We start from the raw sequence: 20601 nt of genomic DNA on the forward strand, positions 1-20601 counted from the left end.
CAGGGGGGGGCAGCGGGAGGGGGCAGCGGGAGGGGGTTCAGGGGGTGAGTGGGACGGAGCGGGTGGCCAGGCCCGGCGGCGGGGGGTCCACCCGGGTCAGCCGCTTGTCCGGGCCGGCCGTGTTGTCGGGCGTCCCGGCGGTCGGGCGGGCGGCGCCGCAGCGCTGGAGCTCGACCTCGCTGAGCGGGCCGGTGCGCTGGTAGTAGCGGTCCGGCAGCGAGGTCGCCGGGACGTCGAAGGTGGCGTCCAGCCGGTAGCCGTTGCGGGAGTTGGTGAACGAGCCGGTCACCCGCTCGCGGGCCGGCTGCACCTCGATCCAGCTCACCTCGCCGGGCTGGATCACCGGGTTCAGTGGCTTGTTCGTGGTCCGGGTCCAGGTCAGCGGGTTGCTGGTGGACACCGCCGCCGTGTTCCCGCCCGCCACGCCGAAGCCCGCCTCGACCTGACTCGCCACGTTGGGACGGCTCTTGGCCAGTTCGGAGCGGCTGGGCAGCAGCGGCGCGCCCTTGAGCGCGTAGTACTGGGTGAGGCTGTCGTACGGCGGCTCGGTGACCTCCAGCCTGCGGTCGTCGGTGATCGCGTTGCGGGTGCAGTTCAGGTACACCTCGCCGACGATCCGGGTCTGCCCGTAGTACTGGTACGAGTACCGCTGGTCGACCGTGAACGTGCAGGTGGTCGGCGAGCCCTCGCAGTCGTCCACCGCCACGCCCGGCTCCAGCGGGTCGTTGCCCCGGTACGCCTTCGGCGGCGGCAGCTGCTCCTTGCGGACCTTCTGGTCGACCGGCGCGGGCGTCTGCTTGGCGGCCACGTTGGTGATCAACGGGCCGCAGGACATCGACCCGGCGGGCTCCGCCGAGTCGAAGGAGACCATCGGGTTGTCCTCGGTCGCGGTGAACGAGAAGGCGCGCCCCGCCGTCCAGTTGGCGGTGCCGACGGTGTCGCTGCCCCTGGTGGTGACCTGCGGGTCCGGCGCGGGCCCGTCGGTGATCAGCGAGACGTTGTACGTCTGGCCGTTCTTGACCTGCTCCGGCGTGCAGCCCTTGAACGTGCTGGGGCTGTCGTCCCAGGTGAGCGTGACGGTGGAGCCCTTCCTGACGCCCCACAGCCGGGTGCGCATGGTCAGCGGCGCGCCGTTCCAGTTCAGCGAGGCCGCCTGGTAGCCCTGCGGGTGCTGGGCCAGGCCCTTGCCGAACACCACGCCGTTGCCGTCCGGCGACCAGCCGGCGTGTCCGGCCCGGGTGCCGTCGTCGGGGGCGACCGGGTCGGCGAAGGTGCCGTTCGGGACGGTCGCGTCGACCGTGTCGGCGGCGTGCGCGGCGGATGGCGGGGCGGTCAGGGCGAGCGCGGCGGCCAGCAGCATCGAGCTTGCGGCGTAAGGGAGTTGACGGAGCATCAGCACTGACCCCATTGCTTCGGCGGGATGACCAGGTACGCGGGCGGGAGGCCGTCGATGAGCGCGTTCGACTGCGGGCAGAGGTGCTGGGCGGCGGCGTCCGGGCTCTCGTCGCGCGGGATGTCGCCGAAGTCCGGTACGGCGGTGGTCTGTTGGGCGATGCCGTCGTTGGTCTGCCGGCCGTCCCCGGCGACGCTGCTCAGGCAGTCCCGGCTGGTGGCCGGGCACTTGGCGATCTCGCCCTTCGCCGCGCCGACGTCCGCGCACTGGGAGCCGCCCGCGGCGTCGCCCGCGCAGGGGTCGGCGGTGCCCTTCGGCGGGGCCTTCGAAGCGGTCTGCCGGGCGGCCACGTTGGTGATCGACGGCTGGCAGCCGGGGTTCGGGTTGGACGCGTCGAAGGTGAAGACGACCTTCGGCGCGTCCTCGGCCGCGGTGAAGGAGTAGGACCGGCCGACGAACCAGTTCGCCCGGCCGGTGGGCTCGTTGGTGGCGAAGCCGCCCGGCTGGTTGGCGTCGCCCGCGACCGACACCGTGTACGTCCGCTTGGCGGTGCCCTTGGCCGCGCAGGTGTCGGGGTTGTCGTCCCAGCTGAGGGTGACCGTGGCGCCCGCGCTGACGGCGCGCAGCCGGGTGCTGAGCGGGACGGCCGCGTCGGGGGTGGCCAGGAAGGCGGCCTGGTGGCCTTGCGGATGGGCGGCCCGGGCGGCGGAGAGCAGGCCGGGCCCCTCCCAGCCGTCGATGGCCAGGTACGCCCAGCTCTGCCCGACCGGGACCTGCGGGGAGGCGAAGGCGCCATTGACCACCACGGCCGGCTCGGTGTCCTCCGCGCCCGCCGGAGCCGGGACGGCGAGGGCGCAGCAGCTACTGAGGGTGATGGCCAGGAGTCTGGCCGGTGAGGTCCGGAGCAACGGGTGCCTCCCTGAACTCGGCTACGGGGCCGATCGGTTGATGGCTGGTCGAGACTTCCGACGATCAAGATCCCTGGCCATGCTGGGCGGATCGACTACGCACCGCAACCGAGGGCGGACCGAACGGGGGGTGGGCGAAGGATCCACTGCGCCGTTGGCATGGAAAGCGGTCCGCACCCGCACGAACCCGGCGGCGCGCGGTTAGGCATTCCGACGATCGGATCGTCACTTCTCGACTTCGACCTTCGACCTTCGACTTCGGATTCGGATTCGACTTCGCATTCGACCGGAGTCGGACCGCCGCCGCACGCCACCCGTGCCGTGCCGAGCCGCGCCCGACCGTGATCACGAGGCACCGATGACATCCCACGCCCGAAGCGCCGCCCTGTTCGCGGCCGCCGCCCCCTGTCTGCTCGCCTGCCTGCTCGCCGCGACCCCGGCCGCCGCGACCCCGGCCGCCGCGCCGGGTGCCCGCCCCGAACCGCAGAGCGCCCCGCAGAGTGCACCGCAGAGCGCCCCGCCCGTCGCGCACCGGCCCGTCGACAAGACCTACCCCGCCCAGCCCCCGCCCGGACGGCTCGCCCAGGGCGGGCCCGTCCAGCGCGCCGTCCCCCGCACACCGTCCCGTTGACGTCCCGCCGCACACCGTCCCGCACGTCCATGGAGGAACCACCGATGCACCGCAAGCTGCGCCAGCTGCCCGCCGTCACCCTGCCCGCGATGGTGGCCGGGCTGACCCTGGTGTGCACCACCGCCCTGCCGGCCGGCACCGCCTCCGCGTACGACCTGCGGTTGCGCGCCTGGGGCAACAACGCCAGCGGGCAGCTCGGCGACGGCAGCGCCAAGACCCAGCGGCTCACCCCCGTCTCGGTGGTCGGCATGGCCGGGGCCGAACTCAACGGCATCGCCGCCGGCGGCACCACGGCGGCCGGGTTCGCGCTCGCGCTGCTCGGCAACGGCACCGTCGAAGCCTGGGGCAAGAACGACAAGGGGCAACTCGGCAACGGGGTCACCGACGCCAAGGAGGACGCGGCCGTCCCCGGCCTGGTCGCCGGACTGACCGGCGTCGAGGCCGTCGCCGCGGGCGGCGCGCACGCCCTCGCCCTGCTCAAGGACGGCACCGTCAAGGCCTGGGGCCTCAACGACAAGGGCCAGCTCGGCGACGGCACGATCGTCAACACCAACCTGCCCGTCACCGTCGCCGGGCTCGCCGACGTCAAGGCCATCGCCGCCGGGGACGCCTTCAGCGTGGCGCTGCTCAAGGACGGCACCGTCAAGACCTGGGGCCTCAACGACAAGGGCCAGCTCGGCGTCACCCCGCTGCCCGTCAGCTCCACCGCGCCCGTCCCCGCGCCGACGCCCGCCACCCGCACCACCGCGATGACCATCCCCGGCCTCACCACCGTCAAGGGCATCGCCGCCGGAGCCGGCCACGCGTTCGCCCTGCTCGCCGACGGCGAGGTGTACGCCTGGGGCCTCAACGACAAGGGCCAGCTCGGCGACGACACCGTCGTCAACAAGCCCTACCCCGTGCCCGTCCAGGAGCTGACCGACGTCGTCGCGCTCTCCGCCGGCGCCGGTCACAGCCTCGCCCTGCTCCAGGACCACACGCTGCGCGCCTGGGGCGCCAACGACAAGGGCCAGATCGGCGACGGCACCACCACCCAGCGCAACACCAGCGTGCCCGTCCCCGGCGTCACCGGCATCGAGGCGATCGCCTCCGGCTCCGCGCACAACCTGGCCGTCCTCGCCGACGGCACCGTCCAGGCCTGGGGCCTCAACGACAAGGGGCAGCTCGGCGACGGCACCACCACCCAGCGCAACACCCCCGTCCAGGTGCTCGCCAAGTCCGGCAGCGTCTCCCTGATCTCCGCGCCGAGCAACGGCAACTTCAGCCTCGCGCGCTGACCGCCTCGCGCGCTGACCGCCCCCTCCGCGGGGCCGGGCCCGTTCGTTCGAGGCGCCGGTCCCGGCCGAGGAACCGAGGAAAGGCACTCCATGACGTCCACTCAGACCGCCGCCGCCCGCCGCTCCCGGCTGCGGCCCGTCCTGCGGCCCGCCCTGCGTCGCGTCCTGCGTCGCGTCCTGCGTCCGGCCCCGCGTCCCGCCTTGCGCCCGGCCCTCGCCGCCGGCCTGGCCGCGCTCACCGCGCTCAGCCTGGCCGCCGTGCCCGCCGGGACCGCGCACGCGCAGGAGAAGCGGCTCAAGGCGTGGGGCAACAACCGCTCCGGGCAGCTCGGCGACGGCACCTGGACCGACTTCCGCACCACCGCCACCACCGTGCTCGGCCTGACCAGCGCCGAGGTCGTCAAGATCGCCGCCGGTGGCGGCGGTTCCGCCACCGGGCACGGGCTGGCGCTGCTCACCGACCGCACCGTGCAGTCCTGGGGCGCCAACGGCTCCGGGCAGCTCGGCGACGGCAGCGTGTTCAGCCACAACGCGCCCGGACAGGTCGTCAACCTCTCCACCGCGCGCGACGTCGCCGCCGGGGGCTGGCACAGCCTCGCCCTGCTCGACGACCAGACCGTGGTCGCCTGGGGCCGCAACAACTACGGGCAGCTCGGCAACGGCACCAACAGCGACAGCAGCGTCCCGGTCCGGGTCGAGGGCCTCAACAAGGTGGTGGCGATCGCCGCCGGGCTCAACCACAGCCTCGCGCTGCGCGAGGACGGCACCGTCTGGGCCTGGGGCTACAACATCAACGGGCAGCTGGGCGACGGCACTTCGGCCAGCCGCAACGTGCCCGCCCCGGTCGGCGGGCTCACCGGCGTCACCAAGATCGCGGCCGGCTGCAACCACAACCTGGCCCTGGTCGGCCCGCCCAGCGGCGGCACCAAGCCCACCAGCGGCAACGCCGTCAAGTCCTGGGGCTACAACGCGACCGGGCAGCTCGGCGACAACAGCACCATCAACCGGTACACGCCCGTCGACACCCAGGGCATCTGGCTCGGCGGCGTCTCGCAGATCGCCGCGGGCTGCAACCACAGCCTGGCCGTCACCGACAGCGACAACAAGCTGAAGGCCTGGGGGCAGAACACCTCCGGCCAGGTCGGCGACGGCACCACCGACTACCGGATCACGCCCGTCCCGGTGCCCGGTATCAAGGGCGTCCAGCTGGTCGCGGGCGGCCGCGAGCACACCCTCGCACTGCTCGGCGACAACACCGTCCGCTCCTGGGGCGCCAACGGCTCCGGCCAGCTCGGCAACGGCACCACCACCGAGAGCAGCACCCCGGTCACCACGCTGACCGCGCTGACCGGCGTCGACAAGATCGCCGCACCGGTGGGCGGAGACTTCAGCCTCGCCAACTGAGCCCCCCGGCAAGGACGTTCAGGGGCCCGCGCGACGCCTGCGCGGGCCCCTGAACGTCCTTGCCGGGGCGGGGTGCCGGCGGGGCCGGACGGTCGGCGGGTCAGTGGAGGCCGAGGCGGGCCGCCAGGTACGGGGCGGTGCGGCTGGTGGGGGAGGTGGCGACGGTGGTGGGGGTGCCGGTGGCGAGGATGCGGCCGCCGGCGTCGCCGCCGGCGGGGCCGAGGTCGATGACGTGGTCGGCGCCGGCGATCAGGTCGAGGTCGTGTTCGGCGACCAGGACGGTGGCGCCCGCGTCGACCAGGCGGTGGAGCTGGGCGGTGAGCCGCTCGCTGTCGGCGGGGTGCAGGCCGGTGGTGGGCTCGTCCAGCAGGTAGAGGGTGCGGCGGCGCCGGGCGTGCTGGAGCTCGGCGGCGAGCTTGACGCGCTGGGCCTCGCCGCCGGAGAGCTCGGGGGCGGGCTGGCCGAGCCGCAGGTAGCCGAGGCCGACCTGCTGGAGGGTGGTCAGGACGCGGGCGGCGGCCGGGGTGTCGGCGAGGAACGCGGCGGCCCGGTCGACGGTCAGCGCGAGGACGTCGGCGACGGTGGAGCCGCGGTAGGCGATCTCCAGGGTCTGCGGGTTGTAGCGGCTGCCGCGGCAGTCCGGGCAGGGGCTCCAGGCGGTGGGCAGGAACAGCAGCTCGACCTCGATCGCCCCGGCGCCCTCGCAGGTCGGGCAGCGTCCGGCGGCCACGTTGAAGGAGAACCGGCCCGCGCCGTAGCCGCGGGCCTTCGCCTCCGCGGTGCCGGCGAACAGCTTGCGCACGGTGTCCAGCAGGCCGGTGTAGGTGGCCAGGTTGGAGCGCGGGGTGCGGCCCAGCGGCGTCTGGTCGAAGGTCACCACCCGGTGGCCCGCGTCGGCCGAGGAGGCGGCTTCGGCGACCGCCGCGAGCAGCGTCGACTTGCCCGCCCCCGACACGCCGGTGACGGCGGTGAGCACGCCCAGCGGCACGTCCGCGTCCAGGCCGCGCAGGTTGTGCCGGGTGACGCCGCGCAGCGGCAGTACGCCGGTGGGGGTGCGGCCGCGGGACGGCGGCGGGGGCGGCGGGTCGAACAGGAAGCGGCAGGTGGCGGAGGCGTCCACCGCGCGCAGGCCCTCCACCGGGCCGCTGTACAGGACGCGTCCGCCGCCGGAGCCCGCGGCCGGGCCGACGTCCACCAGCCAGTCGGCGCCGCGCACCACCGCCAGGTCGTGCTCGACCACGAACACCGAGTTGCCCGCCGCCCGCAGCTCGGTCAGGACCTGCTGCAGCGCCTCGGTGTCGGCCGGGTGCAGGCCCGCCGAGGGCTCGTCCAGGACGTACACCACGCCGAACAGGCCGGAGCGCAACTGGGTGGCCAGGCGCAGGCGTTGGAGTTCGCCGGTGGACAGGGTGGGGGCGGCCCGGTCGAGCGAGAGGTAGCCGAGGCCGAGGCGGTCCAGGGCGGTGAGGCGGTCGGCGAGGTCGGCGGTGATCAGGGCGGCCGGGCCGCCCCCGGCGGTGTACGGGCGCAGCAGGCCGGCGAGGCGGGTGGCGGGCAGGGCGGCCAGGCCGGTGACCGGCAGGCCGGCGAAGGTGACGGCGAGGGCCTCCGGGCGCAGCCGGTGGCCGTGGCAGTGCGGGCAGACGGACTGCTCCAGGAAGGCGGCGGCCCGGGTGCGGGCGGCCTCGCTGCGCGACTCGGCGAAGGTCTTGAGGACCAGGCGGCGGGCGCTGCTGTACTTGCCCCGGTACGGGCGCTGGACCCGGCCGGGTTCGCGCTCGGGGTGGACGGTGACGACCGGCTGCTCGTCGGTGAACAGGATCCACTCCCGTTCGGCGGCGGGCAGTTCGCGCCAGGGCCGGTCCAGGTCGTGGCCGAGCGTGCCCAGGACGTCGCGCAGGTTCTTGCCCTGCCAGGCGCCCGGCCAGGACGCGACGGCGCCCTGCCGGATCGAGAGCGAGTCGTCCGGGACGAGCGAGCGCTCGGTGACCCGGTGCAGCACGCCCTGCCCGTGGCACTCGGGGCAGGCGCCGGCCGGGGTGTTCGGGGAGAACGCGTCGGAGTCCAGGCGGGGCGCGCCCGGCGGGTAGTCGCCGCAGCGGGAGAGCAGCATCCGCAGCAGGTTGGACGTCGTGCTGATGGTGCCGACCGTCGAGCGCGAGGAGGGGACGGAGCGGCGCTGCTCCAGGGCGACGGCCGGGGGCATGCCGGTCACGGCGTCCACCTGCGGGGCCTCGACCTGGCGCAGCAGGCGGCGGGCGTAGGGCGAGACGGACTCCAGGTAGCGGTGCTGGGCCTGGGCGTACAGGGTGCCGAAGGCCAGCGAGGACTTGCCGGAGCCGGAGACGCCGGTGAAGGCGACCACCGCGCCGCGCGGCACCGCCACCGTCACGTCGCGCAGGTTGTGCACCCGGGCGCCGCGCACCCGCACCATGCCGTCGTCGTCGATCTCGCTGTGGTTCACCGCGTCACGCTAACCCGGGGGCGGGCGCGGGGCGGGGAGCGGCACCTCGCTGAAAGCTGCGGGAATAGTTTTCCGTCCGTGGGGAGTGAGCCGGGTGGATGGTGGCGAGGCATATACCTTTTCGCCGCGTCGGCTACCGGATTTCTGTGTCCGTCCGTGGAGCCGCGCCCGTGCAGGTCGCCCCGCCGCAGGAGTCGATCTCGGTGGCGGGCCACCCCTGGGAGATCTTCCCGGGCGGCAGCGGCCAGTTGGCGCCCGCCGCGTTCGAGGGCTACGGCACCCCGCAGGTCTACTCCGGCTTCCGGTACGCCAACATGGTCGGCTCCCTGCCGCAGCTCGGCAGTTGGGACCCGAACGCGGCCGTCGCGCTCTCCCCGGCCGCCTACCCCGTGTGGAGCGGCAGCGTCCAACTGCCCGCCGACACCGCCTTCGAGTACAAGTGCGTGGCCAAGGGCGCGGCCGGGCACGTCACCTGGGAGGGCGGCGCCAACCGCAGCCACACCACCGGCGCCTCCGGGACGGCCGCGCCGCTTCCCGGCCTGACGGCCCGTCCGGACCCCCGTGGGGGGATGTTCCGCATGCGGGACGGTGTGCCGGTCTGCCGGGCGGTCAGGCTCCCGGGTGGCGCGCGTGGTGCAGTTCGACGAAGGAGGCGACCTTGGCCCGCACCGCCCACGGGTCGACGGGTTTGGGCAGGAAGTCGGCGGCGCCCGCCGCGTACGCGCGCGCCGCGTGGTCGGGCTCGCTGCCGATGGCGGTGACGAAGACGATCGGGATGTCACGGGTCCGGGCCCGGCTGCGGATGTGCGCCGCGGTCTCGTAGCCGTCCATGCCCGGCATCTGCACGTCCAGCAGGATCGCGGCGTAGCCGTCCGGCTCCATCAGCGCCCGCAGCGCGGCGGGCCCCGAGGTCGCCGCGACCAGCTGGTGGCCGTGCGAGCCGAGCAGCGCCTCCAGGACGACCAGGTTCTCCCGGCGGTCGTCCACCAGCAGGATCTTCGGCGGCGGGCCGTCGCCGGGCTCCGCCCCGGTGGGCGCGGGCGGCGCCGCGGAGGTGCCCTGCTGCCGCTCCACCAGGGCGAGTTGGCGTTGCAGCAGGGTGCGGCGGGCGCCGGCCCGGGCGGACTGTTCGCGGGCGCGGTCGTACTCCTCGGCCAGCAGCTCGGCGCGTCCCGCCCCGGCCGGGTCCGCGGCGTCCAGTTCGGCGAGCGCCTGCCCGGTCTGCTCGGCCCGTTCCTCCGCCTGCCTCATCTCCCGCTCGGCGGCGTGCAGTTGGCCCTCCAGCTGGCACACCGCCCGGCCGATCGGCCGGGCCACCCGCAGCGCCGCCATCCGCGACCGGTACAGCCGTTCGCGGACGACCGGACTGGGAGCGCTCCCGCGTACGGCGTCGAGCAGCGTCTCGACGAACTCCCACGGCGGGACGCGGACGGCCGTCAGGTAGTCCGCGAGCACCTCCGGGTCCGTCCCGCAGCGGGCGGCGAACGCGTCCGCCGCCGGCCCGAGGCCGAGGAAGAGCGCCCGCAGCTCCCCGGTGAACTCCCGCAGCTCCGCACCGAGTCCGGCGTCCAGCGGCGGAAGGCCGTCGACGGCCGTCACCGGCCGCACCCCGCCGGGAGGACCGCGACCGGCCGCCCCGGCACCCGCATCCGAACCCGCACCCGTCTACCTCCGCCTGCTCCGGTCGACCCGGCCCCGCCCCCCGGGCAGCATCCAGCCGCACGGCAGCGACGGTCGTGATCACCCGCGATCGCGACCGGCCGAGACGGAGACCATACGTCACCGGGAGCCGAATTGACGCCCGGTCAGGTCACGGTTCGGGGGCGGTCGGAGGCGCACCGCCCCGCCCGGCCGGGGCGGTGCGCCCGCGCGGCGCGCCCCGGCGGCCTCCGCCACCGCCGAACCGCCTGTCGCTCAAGTGAGTTGACGGGCCGTCAGCGGTGCACCGCAGCGCAGGTTCCAGCGCCCGGAGCGCCCGCTGAGCGAGGTGGCGGTCAGTGGGGCGACGTCCAGCCGCCAGAACGCGGCGGGCGGCAGCGCCAGCGCGTGCACCACGGCGGCCCGGACGGCGGCCGGTTCGGCGACGGCGAGCACCCGGCCGGCCCCGGCGGGCAGTGCGTCCAGCCAGCCGCCGACCCGGGCCAGCAGCGCGGCGACGGACTCCCCGCCGGGCGGGGCGAACTCCGGATCGGACAGCCAGGCGGCCACCGACTCCGGTTCGCCGGAGGCGAGTTCGGCCAGCGGACGCCCCCGCCAGCCGCCCGGGTCCAGGTCGGCCAGCGCGGGTTCGGCCTCCGCCGCCAGGCCGAGCGCCCCGGCGGTCCGCCGACAGCGCGGCGACGGCGCGGCCAGGACGCGGTCGGCCCGGGGCGCGGCGAGGGCGCGCGCCGGGGCCAGCTCGGCGTCCGAGGGCGCCGAGCCGTCCCCGAACCGGGCCTCGCGCCCGGCCGCGCCGAGCACCGGTGCGACCAACATCACCCGGACCGTCACAGGCCCTCCCTCCAGTGGATCATCCGTGCACGCACCGACACCTCGGGGCGCCGTGCCCCTGGCGGGGTGCGTCCGGGAACGGTACCTTCTCGGCGAACAACCTCATATCGACGACGGCGCGTGGAAGTCCGGTGCAAATCCGGCACGGTCGCGCCACTGTGCACCCCGGGCGGGCAGGCCCGTCCGGGGGAGTCAGACCCGCCTCCGTCGTCTTCCTGCTCCACACGACCGGGACGCGAGTTCCCGCAAAGGAGGTCACCCCGCCATGGCTCACCCCATCGCGCCCGCCGCCGTCACCACGCCGGCCCTCACCCCGCTGTCCGTCCGGGACATCGCGCCCTGGGCGCTGTTCTTCGGCGTCCTGCTGCTGACCCTGCTGTACTTCGTCGGCGCCGAACAGGGCGCCACCTCGCTGATCTCCGGCGAGTCCGTGCACGAGTGGGTCCACGACGGACGCCACCTGCTCGGCTTCCCCTGCCACTGACCGGGGAACGGGCGAACCACTGAGATGAACTCCCACACCGTCCGCAACCTGCTGGTGCGCGGCATGCTCGCCGGACTCGGCGCCGGCGTCCTGGCCCTGATCGTCGCCTACCTGCTGGGCGAGCCCCGCGTCGACGCCGCCATCGCCTTCGAGGACTCCCACGCCCACGAACACGGCGAGGAACTCGTCAGCCGCACCCTGCAGTCCACCGCCGGCCTGGCCACCGGCATCCTGATCTACGGCATCGCGCTCGGCGGCATCGCCGCCCTCGCCTACTGCTTCGCCCTCGGCCGCACCGGCCGCATCGGCCCCCGCGCCACCGCCCTGCTGCTCTCCGGCGCGGCCCTGGTCGCGGTGTACCTGGTGCCCTTCCTCAAGTACCCGGCCAACCCGCCCTCCGTCGGCGACCCCGACACCATCGGCCACCGCACCACCCTGTACTTCCTCATGATGCTGCTGAGCGTGCTGCTCGCCGTCGCCGCCGTGGTGGCCGGCCGGCAACTCGCCCCGCGCCTGGGCAACTGGAACGCCACCCTGGCCGCCGGCCTCGGCTACGCCGTGCTGATCGGCCTCGGGTACGTCCTGCTGCCCGCCGTCAACGAAGTCCCCGCGGACTTCTCCGCCACCCTGCTCTGGCAGTTCCGCACCGCGGCCCTGGCCATCCAGCTCACCCTGTGGCTGTCCTTCGGCCTGCTCTTCGGCCACCTCGCCGAGCGCCTGCTGCTCCCCAAGCCGGTCCGGACGCCCGCCACGGCCGTCCCCGCCGCCAGCTAGCCGTCCCGGAGGGCCGGTCCGCACCCCGTACCCGGGGCACGGACCGGCCCTCCGGCGTGCTCCGGGCGGGGCGGGCCGGTGGGATCAGGTGGTGAGCGGCTTCGAGTTGCGGGTCAGCCAGCCGAGGACGCCCTTGAAGCGCAGCGGGCCCTTGTCCATCGCGAAGGTGCCGTCCGCGTACAGCAGCGGCGAACGCTCGCCGCCCCGCTTCGAGTAGGACTCCACGTTGCGGATCCGCACGCCCCGCGGGTCGGTCAGGTCGATCAGCGCGAAGGCGCACCAGTACGAGTGGGCGGAGTCGTTGGCCAGCGCGCAGGTCACGCTCTGCCCGGCGTGGTCGGTGACGGTGATCTCGGCCCGGTAGGAGTGCAGCGAACCGGCGCCGTTCGACACCGCCGAGTACACGCACAGCAGGACGTAGCCGTGCGCGGCCGGGTTGCGCAGCACCACGCTCTCGGTGCCGGCGGCGGTGGAGTCGCCGCTGTGCCGCAGGAACGGCGCGGCGTCGAGAGCGCCGGGGTGGCGGAAGTCGACCGCCGCGGTGGTCGGTCCGGGCTCCGCGGAGACTTCGTCGGCCGGGACGTACATCGCGAACAGGTCGAGGTCCGACCCGCCCCGTTCCCGGCCGCGCCAGGTCAGGGTGCAGGTGATCTCGGTGTCCGGCGCGTCCTTGGCCAGGCTGATCCGCCCGCTCTGACCCTTGGTCAGCACGACGGGCGGCGGGGCGGGGTCGGTCATGGCGGCCTCCGGGGCGCGGTGGGGGACGTGACGGCCCGTGACGGGCCCGGGGCGGGCGCGGACGCGGCGGGGCCGGGTGTCCGGACACCCTACCCAGGCACCTGGAGCGCGCGGCACCGGCCGCACCCGGCGTACACGAACCGGCCTGCCGGCGGGCGCGCGCCGTGTGCGCTGCGCCATCGGACGCACTCCGGCGGGCCGCAGCCGGGTGCGGGCGGCGGGGCGCGTGACGATCGGCGCAGGGCCTTCGCGCACCGGGCGCGGAGGAGAGAGGTGCGTCGTGACCATCGATCGTCGTCGTTTCCTGGCCTTGGGCGGGACCGTCGGGGCGGGACTGCTGCTGGGGGCCGCCCCGGCGCGGGCACAGGGGTCGGTGCGGGCGTTCCCGGCCCGGCAGCGCGGGTGGCGGGCCGCACCGCCGGACTGGCAGGCGCTGCGGCAGCGGCTCGGCGACCGGCTGGTGCTCCCCGCCGACCCCGGGTACGGGACGGCGCGGCTCGGCTTCAACGAGCTGAACGACGGTCAACTCCCCGGCGCGGTCGCCAAGTGCGCCTCCGCCGACGACGTCCGGGCCTGCCTGGACGTCGCCCGCGGCCACGGCATCCCGATCGCCGCCCGCAGCGGCGGTCACAGCTACCTCGGCTACAGCGTCCCCGACCGCGGCCTGGTGATCGACCTGCGCGCGATGAACACCGTCCGGGTCCTCCCCGACGGCACCGCCGAGGTCGGCGCGGGCGCCCGGCTGATCGAGGTGTACGCGGGCCTCGCCGCCGCCGGACGCCTGCTGCCCGGCGGGAGCTGCCCCACGGTGGGCATCGGCGGACTCACCCTCGGCGGCGGCATCGGCGTCCTGGCCCGGAAGTACGGCCTGACCTGCGACCGGCTCACCGCCGCCCAGGTGGTCACCGCCGACTCCTGCGTGCTCACCGCCGACGCCGAGCACGAGTGCGACCTGCACTGGGCGCTGCGCGGCGGCGGGGGCGGCAACTTCGGCGTGGTCACCCGGTTCACCTTCGACACCCCGCCCGCGCCCGGCCTCACCGTCTTCGTCGTGCCGTTCCCCGCCGGGTCCGTCGCCCAGGTGCTCGGCGGCTGGCAGCAGTGGTGCGCCGACGCGCCGCCCGAACTGTGGGCCAGCTGCCAGGTCTCCGGCGGCAACCCGCCCACCTGCCGGATCGTCGGCTGCTGGGTCGGCGACCCGGCCGGCGCGAACCAGCAGATCGACCGCCTGGTGCGGCTGGCCGGCACCGCGCCCACCGGACGCACCGTCGCCGCCAAGGACTACCTGGACGCGATGAAGTTCATGGCCGGCTGCGCCAACGACACCATCGCCCAGTGCCACCCCACCTGGGAAGGCGGCCGGCTCACCCGCACCGGCTTCGTCGCGGTCTCCCGGATGTTCGGCCCCCGGCCGCTCGACCCGGCCCGGCTCACCGAGCTGATGACCGGCCGCACCGGCGTCGACCTGCTGCTCGACTCGCTCGGCGGCGCGGTCGGCGAGATCGCCCCCGACGGGACGGCCTTCCCGCACCGCGGCTCGCTCGCCAGCGCCCAGGTCTACGCGGGCGCCACGCCCGGGACGGAGGACCGGGTCCGGGCCACCGTCGACGAGATCCGCGACGGCCTCGCCCGGCTCGGTGCCCCCGGCGCGTACGTCAACTACATCGACGCGACGCTGCCGGACTGGGGGCGCGCCTACTACGGCGAGAACCTGCCGCGACTCCGGCGGGTGGCCCGGCAGTACGACCCGGACGGGGTGTTCGCCTTCCCGCAGTCGGTCACGGCGGCCTGACGCGAGAAACCAGGGGCTCGGGGAACGGCGGGGCCGTGCTGCTGCGGGACGTGAACAGCGCCCGGAGCCGGTGCGCGCGACGGCAGTGCACCGTCAGCAGACCCAAGCTCGCCGCTCCCCGCGCCCCTGAGGTCGCCCACCGCGCGCAGCGGCGCCGCCCCGATCAGGTGGCGGGGGTGCGCCGGGGGAGGGCGAGCAGGGTGATCGCGGCGGTGACCACGGTCAGGGCGAGGACGAAGGCGCCCAGGGTGAAGAGGCCCAGGGTGAGGCAGGCGGTCAGCCCGAGGAGGGCGAGGCAGCACAGGGCGGCGGCGGAGCGGAGCGCCGCGCGGCCGGTGGCCCAGGCGGCGCGCAGCGGGCCGCGGCGGTGCCAGAGCCCCCACAGCGCGAACAGGCCGAAGAGCGGGAAGGCCAGGGTCAGCGCCCCGAGTTCCCGGTCCCGGGTGAACAGGGAGTGCGCGTCCACGGAGAACACCTCGGCCGCGCCGAGCACCGTGCAGCCGGCGCCGAGCACGACGAACGCCGTTCCCACCACCGGGAAGGCCGAGGTGCCCCGCAGCGGCGCCGTCCGGCCCGACTGCGCCTGCTGGGCCTGGAGGAAGGCGACGAACCGGTCCCGCGCGCCCCGCAGGTTGAAGGCGAGGAAGCAGCCGATCGAGAACGCGGCGACCCCCCAGCAGAGCATGAACAGGTGTCCGGACTCCGGGTCCGTCCGGCCGGCCGTCAGCATGGCGGACCTCCTTCCTGCGCGGGGCGCTGCGGCACTCCTACCACGGGACGGCGGGCCGGGGGAAGATCGACGACCGGTGGGGGTCAGTCCAGGGCGCGGGCCCGGCGCAGCAGGAAGGCGCCCGAGACGGCGGCCAGGACGGCCATGCAGGCGGTGAAGACCAGGCCCGCGTCGGACAGGCCGAGCGGGGCGTCGAGCAGGCCCACGCCGATCACCGGGATCGAGATGCCCAGGTAGGCGACCACGAACAGGGCGGAGAGCACCCCGCCGCGGTGGGCGTCGGGGGCGGCCGCCGCGACCTCGCCGACCGCGCCGCGCAGCGTCATGCCCTGCCCGGCGCCGCCGACCAGGGCGGCCAGCACCAGCGGGGCGAGCGTGCCGGTGGCCAGCGAGAGGGCGAACAGGCCCAGGCCCCCGATTAGCACCAGGCAGCCCAGCGGGACCGCCCGCCGCGCGCCCAGCTTCGGCACCAGCAACTGGCCGCCGGTGGAGGCGAAGAACGCGGCGGCGACGATCAGCCCGACCAGCGCGCGGTCGTGCACGCCCAACTCCTCGGCGAGGAACGCGGGGGTGACCGAGGTGAACACGCCCAGCAGCGAGAACCCGGCGAACGCGGCGACCGCGGCGGGCACGAACACCCCGCGCACCTCGGCGGGCAGGGACGGCCGCCGGGGCCGCGCGGTGCGCAGCCGGCCGGCCCCGGCCACGGTCTCCGGGAGCGACCGGGTGATGGCGAACGAGGCCGCCAGCAGGGCGAGGTGGACGACGAACGGCAGGGTCAGCGGCCGCGGCGCGTACTGGGCGAGCAGCCCGGCCAGCAGCGGCCCGCAGCCCAGGCCGCCCATGTTGGCGGCGGTCGCGACGAAACCCGCCCGCCCCCTGCGCCCGGGCGGGGCGAGCTCCAGGACGTACGCGGTGGCGGTGCCGGTGAACAGGCCCGCGGAGAAGCCCGACAGCAGCCGGCCCGCGAACAGCCAGGCCAGGCCCTGCTCGGCGAGGAACGCCACCGCGCTGGCCGCCGCGCACGCCAGCCCGCACAGCAGCACTGGCCGCCGCCCCACCGCGTCCGAGACGTTGCCGAACAGCAGCAGCACGCCGATCACCCCGAGCGCGTAGACGGCGAACACCACCGTCACCATCAGCTCGGAGAACCCGATCCGCTCCTGGTACAGCCCGTACAGCGGGGTGGGCAGCGTGGTCCCGGCCATGCAGACGGCGAACGCGGCCGCCGCCCCCAGGTACCCGCTGCGTCGGCGATCTGTCACCACCCCACCGTAGGCAGCGCGCCGGACCGGGGGAGGAACCGGCGCGCCGGGGGCGGACGGCGGGCGGAGGCGGAGGCCAGGGGGTCAGGGAGTCAGGGGGTCAGGGGGTGACGACGGCGAAGTCCGGGTCCGGGGCGGTCAGGTGGCCCATCAGCTCGGACAGCACCTTCGGGTCGCCCTCGACCCGGGCCCGGCCGTCGGCGGCGAGCTTGCCGAGGTCGGCGGTGCCGAGCAGGACGGCGCGCAGGTCGGCCTCGTCCAGGGTGATCGTCGCATCGGGGGCGGCGACGGCCGGGCCCTCGCCCTCGACGTGGGTGAGGACGCCGTTGTGCAGGCGCAGGGTGATCGGCTGCGGTCGGCCGTCGACGTTCCAACGGATCGCGAGCGAGGCGTCCCAGCTGCCCGGGCCGTCGATCCGGATCGCGAGCGAGTCGAACAGCTGCTCCAGCGTCAGCGCCGCCAGCAGGTCGGGGGAGACGGTCTCGGTCGGGGTGCCGACGCCGCCGTCGCGCAGCTCCAGCGCGCCCATCAGGTAGAAGTTGCGCCAGGTGCCGTTCTCGCTGCCGTAGCCGAGCTGTTCGAGCGCGGCGGCCTGCAGGGTGCGGGCGTCCGCGTTGGACGGGTCGGCGAACACCACGTGGTTGACCACCTCCGCCACCCACCGGTAGTCGCCGGTCGCGAACGCCTCCCGGGCCTTGGCGAGCACCTGCTCGGCGCCGCCCATGAAGTCGACGTACCGGGTGGCGGCCTCCACCGGCGGGTGCTGCCACAGGTGGGCCGGGTTGCCGTCGAACCAGCCCAGGTAGCGCTGGTAGATCGCCTTGGTGTTGTGGCTGACCGAGCCGTAGTAGCCGTGCGTGTGCCACGCCCTCTCCAGCGCGGGCGGGACCTGCATCCGCTCGGCGATCTCCGGGCCGGTCAGGCCCGTGTTGAGCATCCGCAGGGTCTGGTCGTGCAGGTAGCCGTACAGGTCGCGCTGCTCGGACAGGAAGGCGATCACCCGCTCGCGGCCCCACACCGGCCAGTGGTGCGAGGCGAACGCGACGTTGGTGTTCGCGCCGAACAGGTTGACCGCCTCGGTCAGGTAGCGCGACCACACGTGCGGGTCGCGGACCTGCGCACCGCGCAGCGTCAGCAGGTTGTGCAGGTTGTGGGTGGCGTTCTCCGCCATGCACAGCGCCGCGTGCGCCGGGAAGAAGATGTTCAGCTCGGCCGGCGCCTCGGTGCCCGGGGTCAGCTGGAACACCATCCGGATGCCGTCGACCACCTCCTCCTGCCCGGTCCGGGTGACGTGCACGGTCGGCGGGACCAGCCCCACCGCGCCCGTCGAGGTGGTCTGGCCCAGGCCCGCGCCGACCTGCCCGTGCGGCCCCTTCGGCAGCGCCGCCCCGTACATGTACGCCGCCCGCCGGCCCATCGCCGTGCCCGCGTACACGTTCTCGCTCACCGCGTGCTCCAGGAACCCCTCCGGGGCCAGCACCGGGACGTCCGCGTCCTCGGGGAGGACGCCGCGCACCCCGCCGAAGTGGTCGATGTGGCTGTGCGTGTACAGCACGCCGGTCACCGGGCGGTCGCCCCGGTGCGCCCGGTAGAGCGCCAGGCCCGCTGCCGCGGTCTCCGCCGAGATCAGCGGGTCGATCACCAGGACGCCGCGCTCGCCCTCGACGATCGTCATGTTCGACAGGTCGAAGCCGCGGACCTGGTAGATCCCCTCGGTGACCTCGAACAGGCCGTGGTCGGAGACCAGCCGGCTCTGCCGCCACAGGCTCGGGTTCACGCTGTCCGGGCACTCGCCGGACAGGAAGCCGTACGCCTCCAAGTCCCAGACGGGCCGGTCGCCGCTCCTGACCAGCGGATCGGCCGCCGTCCCCAGGAAGCCCCGCTTCGCGTCCTCGAAGTCCTGCGTGTCGTCGAACGCGAAGCGGCCGAGCACCGCGCGGTTGGCCTCGACGATGCTCGCTTCGGCGGGCTCGGGCTGGGTGTGCTGCGCCATCGATGACTCCCGGATCGCGGACGGATGTTGCCCCCAGCCTCGGTGCGCGGCGGGCGCCGCGCCCGGCGGCCCGGCCCGGGATTGCGCCGATCGAATGAACGGACTCCGAACGCCCTTGCGGAGCAAGGGAGTTGGGCAAACGGTCGGGTGCGACCGGTGGGGCGGCGTTTCGGACAACTGCGCCGGAACGTTCCGCCCCGCCGCAACCGCGGGCCCGGCGGGAACGCCGCCGGGCCGCTCCCGGCGGCACCCGGTGGCGCAAACCCGCCCTTGCGGCCCGAGCCGGGCGCCCAGCAGCATGCACTCCCGGTGATCACCCGTGCGCCTCCGGTCGCGACCGCGGGGCGGGTGCGCCCGGCTCCCACCCTCGCGACCGAAATGAGACGGCAGTGCGATCCCTCCTCCGCCCCCACCGCGTCAGCCGCCCGGGCCGCCCCGGCCGCGGGCCCGCCGTTCCGGGCGCACTGGCGCTCTCCCTGGCCGCGCCCCTGCTGCTGGCGCTGCCCGGGCCCGCCGCCGCGGCCGGGACGTCCACCGGGAACACCGCGCCCGCCGCACCCGTCGCGTACGTCGTCGACCAGTGCTGCGCCACCCTCACCACTGTCGACACCGCCACCCGGCAGCCGACCGGACAGATCGCCTTCCCGGCCGGCAGCCGGCCCGCCCGGATCGCCGCCGCGCCCGACGGCCGCCGCCTCTACGTCACCGACCAGGGCGCGCCCGTCGTCCGGATCGTCGACCCCGCCGCCCCCGGCCAGAGCGCCACCATCGCCACCCGCACCGGCACCCAGGCCATCGCCGTCTCCCCCGACGGCACCCGCCTGTACGCCGGGGACCACCAGGGCGACCCGGCCCTCGGGCAGCTCTCGGTGCTCGACCCGGCGGCCCGCACCGTCACCGCCACCGTCCCGCTCGGCTTCCTCCCCGAGGACGCCGCCGTCTCCCCGGACGGCCGCGAGCTCTACCTCACCCAGCCGCAGGGCCTCACCGTCGTCGACACCCGCACCAACACCGTCACCGCCACCCTCCCGCTGCCCGGCTCACCCCGGCAGGTCGCCCTCGCCCCCGACGGCCGGCACGCGTACGTCACCGAGTACGACACCGGCATCGTCGCCGTCGTCGACACCGCCACCCGCACCGTCACCGCCGAGGTCCAGGTCTACGCCGGCGCCGACGGCGTCGCCCTCGCCCCCGACGGCGCCCGCGGCTACGCCACCAGCGCCCTCGGCCCCACCGTCACCGCCTTCGCCACCGGCAGCGGACAGGTCACCGGCATCGTCGAGACCCCCGACGAGCCCAGCGCGCTCGCCCTCACCCCCGACGGCGGGCAGCTGTGGGTGGCCAACCGGGCCAACGACCACCTGACCGTGGTCGACACCACCACCGGCACCGTGATCGACCGGGTCCGCAACGTCCAGGGCCCCGTCGACCTGGTGATCCCCGCCCCGCCCGCCCCCGTCCGCACCGAGGCCGACCTCGCCGTCACCCTCGACGCCGCCGCCGTCCCCGCCCTGATCGGCGGCCGGATCGACTACACCCTCGCCGTCACCAACACCAGCACCACCACCGCGTCCGACACCGCCACCGTCACCGTGACCTTCACTCCCGGCAGCATCACCCCCACCACCACCGCCCCCGGCTGCACCGCCGCCCCCGGCCGCCTCACCTGCACCGTCACCCACCTCGCCCCCGGCGCCACCGCCCGCCGCACCGCGAGCCTCCCGGTCGCGCTGCTCAGCCTCGGCACCACCTACCGGGCCACCGCGACCCGCACCGCCGCCACGCCCGTCGACCCCGACCCGAGCGACGACAGCGCCGGGCGCAGCTGCACGGCGCTCACCACGTTGATCATCAACTGCGGCTGAGACCCCGGCCCCGGCTGCCGGAGGGGACCGCCCCGGCGGCCGGGCCCTGGTCCGGGTCCGGTGGCCGGGCTCGGCGGGCCGAAGTGGGACATTGCTCCGATAATGGGCCGTATGGCTGACAAGACGAGCAGTGCGGAGCGGCCGGCCTCGGTCACGGTCGGCGGCCGCGAGATGCGCATCAGGACCATCACGTTCCTGGTGCTCGGAGTACTGGCGATCTGGTTCATCGCGGTGAACACCGCCTCCGTGGAGATCCGCCTGTGGATCCCCACCGTCACGCTGCCGCTGTGGCTGGTCCTCCTGGTCACCCTGCTGGTCGGCGCCGCGCTCGGCGGGCTGCTGTCCCGCCGCCGCCGGAGCCGGGGCTGACGCCGGGCCGGTCGTCCGCCGGGG

General features: G+C 75.2%; 17 protein-coding genes and 1 pseudogene. 9 read left to right on the forward strand and 9 right to left on the reverse strand.

Annotation, left to right across the window (positions count from 1 at the left end; translation table 11 throughout):
- Positions 1-37: 37 nt before the first annotated feature.
- Together HUT16_RS32875 and HUT16_RS32880 are read right to left on the reverse strand one after the other, a co-directional pair.
- Positions 38-1393: a hypothetical protein gene (locus HUT16_RS32875; RefSeq protein ID WP_176191652.1), complete on the reverse strand. Its 1356-nt coding sequence runs from the start codon at positions 1391-1393 to the stop codon at positions 38-40.
- Complete coding sequence (locus tag HUT16_RS32880) at positions 1393-2301, reverse strand: hypothetical protein (protein ID WP_176191653.1); 909 nt, start codon at positions 2299-2301, stop codon at positions 1393-1395. Before HUT16_RS32880 ends, HUT16_RS32875 begins: the two co-directional genes overlap by 1 nt.
- A gap of 358 nt (positions 2302-2659) precedes the next feature.
- Between HUT16_RS32880 and HUT16_RS32885 the strand changes: the two genes are divergently transcribed.
- The 3 genes from HUT16_RS32885 (at position 2660) to HUT16_RS32895 (ending at position 5613) form a co-directional block, all read left to right on the forward strand.
- A complete protein-coding gene (locus HUT16_RS32885) occupies positions 2660-2932 on the forward strand; it encodes a hypothetical protein (protein ID WP_176191654.1) in 273 nt (90 codons plus the stop codon).
- Between the two features lie 44 nt (positions 2933-2976).
- Positions 2977-4209 (forward strand): hypothetical protein, encoded by a 1233-nt coding sequence (locus HUT16_RS32890; protein ID WP_176191655.1) that lies wholly within the window; start codon positions 2977-2979, stop codon positions 4207-4209.
- A gap of 90 nt (positions 4210-4299) precedes the next feature.
- Positions 4300-5613 carry a hypothetical protein gene (locus HUT16_RS32895; RefSeq protein ID WP_254898098.1) on the forward strand — a complete coding sequence of 438 codons (1314 nt, stop codon included), beginning with the start codon at positions 4300-4302 and terminating at the stop codon, positions 5611-5613.
- A 100-nt stretch (positions 5614-5713) separates the two neighbouring features.
- Here the strand turns inward: HUT16_RS32895 and HUT16_RS32900 are convergent, their stop codons facing one another.
- Positions 5714-8047: an excinuclease ABC subunit UvrA gene (locus tag HUT16_RS32900; protein WP_176192992.1), complete on the reverse strand. Its 2334-nt coding sequence runs from the start codon at positions 8045-8047 to the stop codon at positions 5714-5716.
- A gap of 344 nt (positions 8048-8391) precedes the next feature.
- Between HUT16_RS32900 and HUT16_RS38805 the strand changes: the two are divergent.
- A pseudogene (locus HUT16_RS38805) lies at positions 8392-8589 on the forward strand (carbohydrate-binding module family 20 domain-containing protein); the annotation flags it as partial.
- Positions 8590-8686: 97 nt separating this feature from the next.
- Here the strand turns inward: HUT16_RS38805 and HUT16_RS38810 are convergent.
- Together HUT16_RS38810 and HUT16_RS32910 are read right to left on the reverse strand one after the other, a co-directional pair.
- Positions 8687-9676 carry a response regulator gene (locus HUT16_RS38810; protein ID WP_254898099.1) on the reverse strand — a complete coding sequence of 330 codons (990 nt, stop codon included), beginning with the start codon at positions 9674-9676 and terminating at the stop codon, positions 8687-8689.
- Between the two features lie 315 nt (positions 9677-9991).
- Positions 9992-10552 carry a histidine phosphatase family protein gene (locus HUT16_RS32910; protein ID WP_254898100.1) on the reverse strand — a complete coding sequence of 187 codons (561 nt, stop codon included), beginning with the start codon at positions 10550-10552 and terminating at the stop codon, positions 9992-9994.
- A 280-nt stretch (positions 10553-10832) separates the two neighbouring features.
- Between HUT16_RS32910 and HUT16_RS32915 the strand changes: the two genes are divergently transcribed.
- Together HUT16_RS32915 and HUT16_RS32920 are read left to right on the forward strand one after the other, a co-directional pair.
- The gene (locus tag HUT16_RS32915; RefSeq protein ID WP_176191658.1) at positions 10833-11051 is read left to right on the forward strand and encodes a CbtB-domain containing protein; all 219 of its coding nucleotides are present in this window, start codon (positions 10833-10835) and stop codon (positions 11049-11051) included.
- A gap of 24 nt (positions 11052-11075) precedes the next feature.
- Positions 11076-11825, forward strand: coding sequence for a CbtA family protein (locus HUT16_RS32920; RefSeq protein ID WP_176191659.1), 750 nt, complete (start codon positions 11076-11078; stop codon positions 11823-11825).
- An 84-nt stretch (positions 11826-11909) separates the two neighbouring features.
- Here the strand turns inward: HUT16_RS32920 and HUT16_RS32925 are convergent, their stop codons facing one another.
- Positions 11910-12563, reverse strand: a complete 654-nt coding sequence (locus HUT16_RS32925) for a TerD family protein (protein WP_176191660.1) — start codon at positions 12561-12563, stop codon at positions 11910-11912.
- A 280-nt stretch (positions 12564-12843) separates the two neighbouring features.
- Between HUT16_RS32925 and HUT16_RS32930 the strand changes: the two genes are divergently transcribed.
- Positions 12844-14355 carry an FAD-binding oxidoreductase gene (locus HUT16_RS32930; protein ID WP_176191661.1) on the forward strand — a complete coding sequence of 504 codons (1512 nt, stop codon included), beginning with the start codon at positions 12844-12846 and terminating at the stop codon, positions 14353-14355.
- A gap of 163 nt (positions 14356-14518) precedes the next feature.
- Here HUT16_RS32930 and HUT16_RS32935 read toward each other — a convergent pair whose 3' ends face one another.
- From HUT16_RS32935 to HUT16_RS32945, 3 genes are all read right to left on the reverse strand, one after another.
- A complete protein-coding gene (locus HUT16_RS32935; RefSeq protein WP_176191662.1) occupies positions 14519-15085 on the reverse strand; it encodes a hypothetical protein in 567 nt (188 codons plus the stop codon).
- 83 nt (positions 15086-15168) lie between these two features.
- Positions 15169-16353, reverse strand: coding sequence for an MFS transporter (locus HUT16_RS32940; protein ID WP_176191663.1), 1185 nt, complete (start codon positions 16351-16353; stop codon positions 15169-15171).
- Positions 16354-16450: 97 nt separating this feature from the next.
- The gene (locus HUT16_RS32945; RefSeq protein WP_176191664.1) at positions 16451-18343 is read right to left on the reverse strand and encodes an alkyl/aryl-sulfatase; all 1893 of its coding nucleotides are present in this window, start codon (positions 18341-18343) and stop codon (positions 16451-16453) included.
- Between the two features lie 389 nt (positions 18344-18732).
- On the opposite strand from HUT16_RS32945, the gene HUT16_RS39485 reads away from it, so the two are divergent.
- Both HUT16_RS39485 and HUT16_RS32955 read left to right on the forward strand, forming a co-directional pair.
- Positions 18733-20208, forward strand: a complete 1476-nt coding sequence (locus tag HUT16_RS39485) for a YncE family protein (RefSeq protein WP_176191665.1) — start codon at positions 18733-18735, stop codon at positions 20206-20208.
- Between the two features lie 111 nt (positions 20209-20319).
- Positions 20320-20577: a lipopolysaccharide assembly protein LapA domain-containing protein gene (locus HUT16_RS32955; protein ID WP_176191666.1), complete on the forward strand. Its 258-nt coding sequence runs from the start codon at positions 20320-20322 to the stop codon at positions 20575-20577.
- Positions 20578-20601 lie beyond the last annotated feature (24 nt).

This window comes from Kitasatospora sp. NA04385, assembly GCF_013364235.1.
Classification (GTDB): domain Bacteria; phylum Actinomycetota; class Actinomycetes; order Streptomycetales; family Streptomycetaceae; genus Kitasatospora.